Source organism: Cryobacterium sp. TMT1-66-1 (genome assembly GCF_004403435.1).
In the GTDB taxonomy this organism is placed as follows: Bacteria; Actinomycetota; Actinomycetes; order Actinomycetales; family Microbacteriaceae; genus Cryobacterium; species Cryobacterium flavum.
Genome location: NZ_SOGP01000024.1, coordinates 23,030 through 31,650 on the forward strand (window position 1 = coordinate 23,030; position 8,621 = coordinate 31,650).

An 8,621-nucleotide genomic window follows, 5' to 3' on the forward strand; every position below is an offset into this window, starting at 1 on the left:
TCCTTTCTATTGGGGTCTGACAACGCCGTGATTAGCGGGGCGTCCGAGCTCGATAATGAAATCGCGAATCGGAGCTGTTTCACCGCCGTAAATGAGACTCTGCGCTGCGGAAAACAACCGGCCGGTAAGATCGCTGCGCCCCAACACTGTGAGACAGTCAAGTGCTTTTCTCCTGAGAGCGCTGCGATCCAGTTCAAGCAGGGCGCTACCAGGCGCCTCCTCGACGACAGCCTGGACAATAGCACCGCCTCCAGCCACCGTGATCGCAGCAAATCGGGACAGCGGCGCTCCGCCTTCCGACGGAGCATCCGCCTCGCCCACGACGACTCTGCTGGCGATATCGCTGATTCTCGCGTCAAATACCACCTCGTCGGTGAATGCTGAGAGATTGAGCTGCCCCAATTCAAATGCAGCAGCAACAACGAAGGACGGGCTGAACTGGGCTTCGCGCCCGTTCGTCGGGTATCGCATAATTAGAGGGTCCGTCGCACGTCTGTTCAGCGTGACTTGAATTGAATCAATCGATTCGGGCAAGTTGTCACGCAGCTGTAGCGCAGCATGCGCTGTGCGCTGCAGTTCATAGCAGCTCGGAATCAGCTTGATATTTATTCCTGGGTGGTCAACGACAGCTTGGCCGTTCAATATCGACACCGCGTTCTCAAGTTCCGCTGGCTCGCCGAAAACACGCAAGAAGCCTGCCTGCCCACCGAGGCTGTCAGCGTCGGCTGTCAAACCCCGAGCCGCAAATTGAATCGCTCGGATTGCGTTTGCCGCAGACGACCCAACTTGAAGCGCCTTAGTATCGGAACCGAAGTTCTGTCGGATCCCGCTGGCCGTCGATGCGGCGATGCCCAGCGCGTTGCGCGTAATGTTCGGTGTGAGCGCCAACAAGTGCGCGACACCGGCGGTTGCAGCGATAGCACCGACTGTGGTTGTGGAATGGAACCCTCGGCGATAATGTCCGTCCAAGGTGAGCCCGGCAGCAAGAGAACCCGCTACTTGCGCTGCGACCGCATAGGCACGCGAGAAGCGTGTTGCTGCGGCATTCGAATCTTCCTCGGGAAGCGCCAGTAGCGCTGCAAATAGCGCAGGCAGGAGCACACTACTCAGATGTCCTCTCACGCTTTCCGACATGTCATCAAAGTCGAGCGCGTGAGCCGCAACACCATTATGAAAAGCTGACTCAATCGGTGACCCCGTTTGTCGTGTTCCCCAGAGGACCTGTGGACCAGTTGCCACAAGGGTCGAACGAACCGTTCGAACCAGCGAAGTACTACTTGCGGCGGCCGCGACTGCCAGAGTGTCTACAATCGCGTGCAAGACGGGGCGCCGCCCGCTTTCCGTAGACGTACCCCGCATCTGGATATATGACACGACGTCATCCGTATATGTCATGACGCTGAGTGCCCCAGGCCTCCCACTACTGAAAACAACGAATAACGGCTCAAAGCTTCACGATTCATTGCGGTCCTGCGAGTCCGCAACGACAGTGGCCATTGCCACGTTGATCCCAAACTCGGCCAGGACTGCATCAGTATCATCGCCCAGGCGCGGAGGAAAGGTCGGGCGCACCTCCACAGTGCCAACAAATTTGACTGGGGACGCTACCGCCTCGTAGCGTCCCCTCTTTTCATCTACGACCGAAACCACCATGTTCCGTCCAGATTCTCTGGCGTCCGACAACGCCTCAGGAACTGAGCGAATAAGAGCTGCGGGTACGCCGTTCGTTACGAGAGAGTCAACCCAAGCAGCTGCTGGCCTTTCGGAAAAGCGAGCCTCAAGGACGTCCCACAGCGTGTACTTGTTCTTAAGGCGACTCTCGCCGGACTCATATCTCGTATCGCTTAGCAACTCCGGCAGCTCTAGCGCATCGCACAAGCCTGTCCACATGCGCTCAGTATTCGCGGTGACGACCAGTTCATGACCATCCGAACCCACAAATGACCTATAAGTGGGAATCGAATCATGACCAGCGCCCTGTGGTAGAGGGGCAGTGTTAGAAATCATCGAGTAAACAGCCTGATAGGAGAGCATTGTGAGTTGGCTATCGAGCATGGACACATCGACCTGACCACCCGGTCCTCCAGATCGTACGCGAGTGAGCAACGCAAGCAGTCCAATTACGGAGTACATCCCCGCCACAACGTCGCCCGCTGGAATTCCGAGCCGAACAGCTGGACGGCCTGGCTCACCCGTCAGGCTCATCACCCCAGAGAGAGCTTGTACGATCATGTCGTAAGCCGGCCGGTCCCGTCGGGCCCCAGTTTGGCCAAAACCGCTAATTGAAGCCCACACAAGCGAGGGATACTGCTTGCAATAAAATTCGGGATCAATACCAAGACGTGTAGTGACACCTGGTCGAAAGTTCTCGATCACGACATCCGCAGCAGCGACCATTCCGCTGAGCCGTTGTACGTCGCGCACATTCTTGAGATCAAGTACGACGCTCCTCTTATTACGGTTGTGAGCAAGGAAATAAGCGCTGTCTCCGTCAACAAAGTGAGGCGGAATTCTTCGACTCGAGTCGCCCTGCGGTGGCTCAACTTTGATCACGTTGGCTCCCATATCCGCCAACAACTGTGTCGCAAACGGACCGGACAGAAAGGTGGTCAGGTCTAGAACTGTCAAGCCTTCAAGAGGAGGCCGATCAAGTCCAACTTCCCCGTGCATCAGGTCGACTCAAGAATGTGCACTGCACAGGCTCCGTGGTCAAGACCAGATATGCCCCCGCCGGTCACATGAGCAAGCCCAAAGCGTGCACCGTCCACCTGGCGTTCACCGGCAGTACCCGTCAGCTGCCAAAACAACTCAACAATTTGAGCGACGCCGCTTGCACCTACCGGGTGCCCTTTGGCCAGCAAGCCTCCGCTGGGATTCACCACAACACGTCCCCCAAAGGTCGTCTCACCCGCTCGGATAAGCTCAAACCCTCGACCCTTTTCTGCCAGTCCAAAAGACTCGTAGTACATGATCTCGGCGCTCGAGAACGCATCGTGCAGTTCGATGACATCGAGATCCTCGGGACCTAGACCAGCCTGCTCATAGGCCTCCGCGGCTGATTTCGTGGTGATCTGCGGGTCGGTCATGTCGCGAAACCCCTCGGCGACCTCGCCAGAGTGGAGGACAGATGCACGGAAGGACACAGCTTTGCCCCCCAGACGTTTCCGAACCCTTTCGGAAACGATAACGACGACAGCTGCACCATCACCCGTCGGACAACACATAAGGAGGGTAAACGGGTCCGCAATCGGCCGAGACTCGAGCACCTCGGCGGCCGTCACGCCTGCGCGCATCTGGGCGAACGGATTCATAGAGCCGTGCCTACGCGCTTTCACGCTGACCGCCGCGAAGTCCTCGATCGTTGCATCCGTTTCGTAGAGGTAGCGCTGTGCGCGCATTGCATAAACCGCAGGCATCACGATCCCGCGCTGAACCTCACGGTCCTCCTCCGGAAGGGGAAGTGTGCCACCACTGAATTGAGTCAACTTTTCGACACCCAGGGCAATCACGACTTCGTGCTGCCCACTCTGTACGGATCTGATTGCCTGGCTGACAGCCGTCGCTCCGCCTGAACATGCATTGTCCACGTTTACGGCGGGCACACCACCGAGGCCAATCTCCTTAGTGATCCGCTGGGCGGTAAGCATCCCGCCGTAGGAGTGTCCGCAAAAGACAGCCTGCACCTCAGCCTTTTTCAGACCGGACTCCCTCAGCGCTTCAACTAGCGGAGGTACGGCCAAACCAGCATAGGAAGACGACTTGTACTTGCCGAATCGGGTCATGGCACCCGCCACAATATATGCCTCAGTCATCTGTTTCTGCCGCACTTTTAGTTTCGGACGTCTTGAAATACCAATCACTGCCAATGACCAGCTCAACAGGAAGATCGCACCTCAGGACGTCCGGGTCGGCTGAAATGAGTGCAAGCAGACGCACACCTTCATCAAGGTCTACATAACCCATCAGCTGAGCCTCAGCAAACTTGGGGGACACCCGAACGACCGTGTATGAATACAACGAGCCGAATGGTCCAAATAAACTCTGATCGAGTTCTGAACTCATGCAGCCACTACATACGTAGCGACGGCCGAGCATGTTTTGACCGCAATCTCGACAAGTCTGCCCTTGAAGCCGAGGTCCGACTGTCGTTTGCACTGCGGTTTCCACCAGCTCGAGATCGTTATAGGGCAGCGTGCTCGCGGCGGAGTCTCTGCCTCCGTCAGTCTGAACGGCCATATGCGACGTCCTTTCATAAGTGGGAGGGTATTTCATTCCTCTACAACCTAGTGTCGACACTACCATCGTTTTTGACAAATTATGGGGCTCAAAAAGCCAATTATGGGTGTATAAGTTAGATACCCGGGCTGATAATGTCGACAGTAAAGATTCAAGATGAACCGGTGTCTTCAGAAAAGGAATCAAGTATGACTGCACAATGGATTGATCTCTCCCAGCCGCTCTTCCCTGGAATGCCCGGGGCGAAACCGCATGGCGAGTTTGAACATTGGACCGATCACGTCGCCACCCCCAATCCCATCCACATCCGTATCACCCACGTAAAAATGGCCGCCCATATGGGTACCCACATCGATGCAGCCGCACATTTCATGCCGGACGGTAAAGTGATTGACGGCTATCCCACGTCGCATTTCGTTGGGGAGGGGGTGGTCCTCGACATTCAACGCGAGGGTGTCTCTCCCATAGATGTGGACGACATTAAAATGGCGGGGCCTCCGATACGCGAAGGGGACATAGTCCTCATATACACCGGATATGCGTCGCGTTTCGGAACGGAAGACATCCACTCGTCGGGTCACCCGTACATCACTGAGGAGGCGGCTCACTGGCTGGTCGCAAAGGGCGTCCGGCTCTTCGGAATGGACGTCTTCACCCCGGATCTACCTGACGGCTTTCGTCCGGACGGATTTGACTGGCCCGTACATCAGATATTGCTCGGCCACGACACGCTCATTATCGAGAACCTCGGTCCAGGGTTGGCCAAGGTAGCGGGGCACCGAGTAGAAGTCCTGGCTGTGCCAATTCGTGTTCACGATTCTGACGCAGGCCCGGTCGTCCCTTTGGCCCGGGTCATCAGCTGATTATAGGTTCGGCATCCGGTTAGGGTTTGAACATGCTACAGACGAACATCGATGCAATCAGCGAGGACGAGGAAGCCGAACTGCTGGGCAGACTTCTCAATCTTGATGATCGGAAAAACACTCTTGTGGGAACGATCGCCCTTACGATTGCGCGATCGATTATCGAAGGGCGTTTGTTGCCCGAGCACGACCTCAACTCGATGGACCTCGCAAAGCAATTCCGAACCAGTCGCACTCCGATTCGGGAAGCGCTCATGGTGCTCGAAAATGGTGGCCTGGTTGCCATTCCCGCCCGAAAACGACCGAGGGTCATCACACTCAATCCACAGCAAATCCGTGAGATCTACACACTGCGATCACAACTGGACGCAGTGCTTTCAGACCGGTTAGCCCGCACCATCGGTCCCGACGGAATTGAGGTCCTCGAGCACACTCTTTCCCGAATGACCTCAGCTGTGAAACGTGAAAACGTCGATGCTTTCTTTTGGGCGAATGTGCTGTTCCACGAGCAATCCGCAACTCTGGCTGGCGATATGACGCTCAAGAAGGCCCTCGAAGGTCTTGGAATCCAAGTACTCAGATTGCGCCACACGAGCATGAGCGCTCCAGGCCGCATGCAGCGTTCTCTCGACGACCACAAGAGGCTCTTACTTGCATACCGGGACCACGACACTGTGCTCGCACCGGCGTTGAGCCAGTCCTTGGTAATGGGAGCGCTACGGGTTCTCTCCGAAGACGCGACCGGGCCGCTCGCAACTCTTTCTAGCCCAAGCGACAACATCCAGTAAGGCAAAGATGCCCACCACTTTCGATCCACTCTCAAGCTCGGCTCCATTCCACAAACTTTTCGATCTAACCGGTACAACGGCCATTGTGACCGGCGCAGGTTCCGTCGGGCCAGGAATTGGAATTGGCCGTGCGTCCGCAATACTGCTGGCAGACGCTGGCGCCCGCGTGGGCTTGCTCGATATCGACAGGGCTGCCGCAGAAGAGACTCATCGGATGATTAGCCGGCGTGGTGGTACGTCATTAGTTGCGATTGCGGATCTCGCGGAGGACAGAGCGGTGCTCGAAGCAGTTTCGCAAGTCGTTGCCAATTTTGGCCCTGTGAACACACTCGTAAACAACGTTGGCATCGTCGGTCCTGGTGGGACCGCTGAATTCGTTGATCTTGAGGCTTGGGATGCTGGAATGCGCGTGAACGTGAAGTCAATGGTGATCGCCTCGCGGCATGTTGTGCCAATAATGCGCAGCGCAGGGGGTGGATCCATCGTCAACATCTCTTCGATCGCAGGCCTCGGAGGAGGATATCCAAGCCTTTTTTACCCCACCAGCAAGGGAACCATTATCAATCTCACGAAGGCGATGGCTACCCAGCACGGGCGCGATGGAATCCGTGTGAATACGGTCGCCCCGGGGCAGGTCCTTACCCCCCGAATTGAGATGCGGGGGCTCAGCACAGAGATGCGGGCAGCCCGCAACCACATCTCCGCTTTGGGAATTGAGGGAACCGGATGGGATCCGGCCTACGCCGTGGTCTTCCTTGCCAGCCGCGCCGCTCGATGGATCACGGGCGTAGTGCTGCCGGTCGACGGAGGCGTAACGGGAACGCTGCCACTCGAGTCACCGCCCTCGAAATGAGCCTCGTTAACAGCCCGAACGATTCCGACGCCACCGGTAAACTCCCACTCAAGCAGGAGGCGTACACGTGGCTAGCCATCGACGAGTGCCCACTCGACCAGCCCGCAGAATCCTTACGCGGCATGTTACTGGAACCGATCGAACACAGTTATGGCGAAACGGTGACGGCCTTCTACGCCTTGCTCCGAGACGGCAGCATTTATCAATGCCCAATCATCCTTCGCAGCTTGACCAACCACATAGGGCACCCTCGGATCAGCAATAACCATGGGCAACAGTCATACTGGCCGGACAGGCCAACTCCCTCGGATATTCACGTCATCCGAGGATACGGACAAGGCCACGGGGCTCTCAAAGCATGAACTGCTCAAACGAATACCTCAGGCCTCGCGAACATAGGCTCAATCGCACCCCTCGCTGGAGATTTTTGTTCTTCGAAAACACGAAGACGATTTGATTGTTTCAACCGAACAGAGTTGAATTCGAATATTCGAAGATCACTTCCGGATTATCGAATATCGTCTCGACGAAGAGACGGGCCTTAGGGGGTTGACATGCAAATTCAGCGGTTAAAGCGAATTTTCGATATTCTTGGACGTCTTGCGTCAGTAGGCCCACAGACTGTAACCCAAGTGAGCCATTCCCTGTCACTCCCTGTGAGCAGTACACATGACCTACTAAAAGCCATGGCGCGAGGGGGCATGGTCTCATCCACGAGTGATGGATACGATGTGGGGCCTGCAACTGCTCGCTTATCCTTCAAAGTTCAAGAACGATTGAACATTGTCAACGTGGCCGCTCCAGAACTAGAGAAGCTGCAGAACAAGATCGGATTCGACACCTACCTGGCGGTGCGAACAGGAAACGATGTCATATACGCCAGCCGATTCCAAGGCCAGCAAAGGATCAACGTTCACATTCCGCTCGGGCTGCCTCTGTATCGCCATGCGACCGCAGCAGGAAAGTTATTTGCCGCGCTCAACCGAGAGATTCGTCAAGATTTGATGAATGGACCGTTACAGAGACTCACCCCTCAAACCCGTGTGGATAAGCAGTCACTAATGCGAGAACTGGATTGGATCAGGATCGAGAGGATGAGCATCTCCCGCGAAGAGGCAGTTTTGGGCATCATCGGTCTCGCAGCGCCCATCCAGAGAAATGGCTCCATCGTTGGCGCAATTCATGTTTCGGCTCTGCGGAGCATTTTGAGCGACCAAAGTCTTCACGAGGTCTCTGCCGAGCTCCGGCGCTCAGCATCAGCAATTGAGAAGAATCTTTTCAGCACAGTTCCCAGCGCAGAAAAAGATCGACGACAGCAAGCCGCTATCGTCCACACCTGAAATTCGAGTTGCATGCGCTAACGAGGCCTAGCGCAGTCGTCTCGGCTCCGGTGCACACGACGACGCGATCATGGACCGCATCATCCATAACATCGTCTGGGTCGAGGCCGGCACCCATAACATGAGGGAGCAGACCGACCCGGCCGACCGCTAACAATCCAGCGGAGAGAGCCAGCGGCTCCCAGTCACACCACCCCTGGCTCCCTTCCGCACGAACGGTGGCTCTGGACCGCACGATCGGGTGGCTCTCAAGGCATCAAATACTCAGATGCGCTTGAACCGATGCTGACATAGCTGAGCACCATCACCTAGTTGGACTATCATCCCTGCATCACCCGGATTACCGCAGTTGAACAGACTGTTCTCGGCCGGGACCGTCTCGCAGAAGACTCCCGGTGAGGAAGTGCTTGGTACTTGGCGAGTAGGGCTTGTGGGTAGCGCCAGTCCGGCGACTTGGTAGCGCGATTCCGGGTACACGGTAGCGCTGGCCGGGGTGAACTGCTCTGCTGTGAGGGGGCCACGCATCAGGCGTGGTCCTTTT

The 8,621-nt window shown here is 56.4% G+C and carries 8 protein-coding genes and 1 pseudogene; 5 read left to right on the forward strand and 4 right to left on the reverse strand.

What is annotated here, in order from left to right; translation table 11 throughout:
- Window positions 1-6: 6 nt before the first annotated feature.
- Genes E3T29_RS18645 through E3T29_RS19850 form a run of 4 tightly spaced genes read right to left on the reverse strand, consistent with a single transcriptional unit; the run spans window position 7 to window position 4,062 of the window.
- Complete coding sequence (locus tag E3T29_RS18645) at window positions 7-1,395, reverse strand: MmgE/PrpD family protein (protein WP_134346983.1); 1,389 nt, start codon at window positions 1,393-1,395, stop codon at window positions 7-9.
- Between the two features lie 57 nt (window positions 1,396-1,452).
- Window positions 1,453-2,670, reverse strand: a complete 1,218-nt coding sequence (locus E3T29_RS18650; protein ID WP_134346984.1) for a CaiB/BaiF CoA-transferase family protein — start codon at window positions 2,668-2,670, stop codon at window positions 1,453-1,455.
- Window positions 2,670-3,812 (reverse strand): thiolase family protein, encoded by a 1,143-nt coding sequence (locus tag E3T29_RS18655; RefSeq protein WP_134346985.1) that lies wholly within the window; start codon window positions 3,810-3,812, stop codon window positions 2,670-2,672. The genes E3T29_RS18650 and E3T29_RS18655 overlap by 1 nt, the downstream gene beginning before the upstream one ends.
- Window positions 3,805-4,062 carry a Zn-ribbon domain-containing OB-fold protein gene (locus E3T29_RS19850; RefSeq protein ID WP_166789788.1) on the reverse strand — a complete coding sequence of 86 codons (258 nt, stop codon included), beginning with the start codon at window positions 4,060-4,062 and terminating at the stop codon, window positions 3,805-3,807. The genes E3T29_RS18655 and E3T29_RS19850 overlap by 8 nt, the downstream gene beginning before the upstream one ends.
- 362 nt (window positions 4,063-4,424) lie before the next feature.
- Here E3T29_RS19850 and E3T29_RS18665 point away from each other — a divergent pair, with 362 nt between their 5' ends.
- The 5 genes and pseudogenes from E3T29_RS18665 to E3T29_RS18680 all read left to right on the forward strand — a co-directional run bounded on the left by E3T29_RS18665 (window position 4,425) and on the right by E3T29_RS18680 (window position 8,080).
- Window positions 4,425-5,099 carry a cyclase family protein gene (locus E3T29_RS18665; protein ID WP_166789787.1) on the forward strand — a complete coding sequence of 225 codons (675 nt, stop codon included), beginning with the start codon at window positions 4,425-4,427 and terminating at the stop codon, window positions 5,097-5,099.
- Between the two features lie 32 nt (window positions 5,100-5,131).
- Complete coding sequence (locus E3T29_RS18670) at window positions 5,132-5,887, forward strand: GntR family transcriptional regulator (RefSeq protein WP_134346988.1); 756 nt, start codon at window positions 5,132-5,134, stop codon at window positions 5,885-5,887.
- 7 nt (window positions 5,888-5,894) lie between these two features.
- Window positions 5,895-6,740, forward strand: a complete 846-nt coding sequence (locus E3T29_RS18675) for an SDR family NAD(P)-dependent oxidoreductase (RefSeq protein ID WP_134346989.1) — start codon at window positions 5,895-5,897, stop codon at window positions 6,738-6,740.
- Between the two features lie 554 nt (window positions 6,741-7,294).
- A pseudogene (locus tag E3T29_RS20805) lies at window positions 7,295-7,438 on the forward strand (helix-turn-helix domain-containing protein); the annotation flags it as partial.
- 3 nt (window positions 7,439-7,441) lie between these two features.
- A complete protein-coding gene (locus tag E3T29_RS18680; RefSeq protein ID WP_241987910.1) occupies window positions 7,442-8,080 on the forward strand; it encodes an IclR family transcriptional regulator in 639 nt (212 codons plus the stop codon).
- Window positions 8,081-8,621 lie beyond the last annotated feature (541 nt).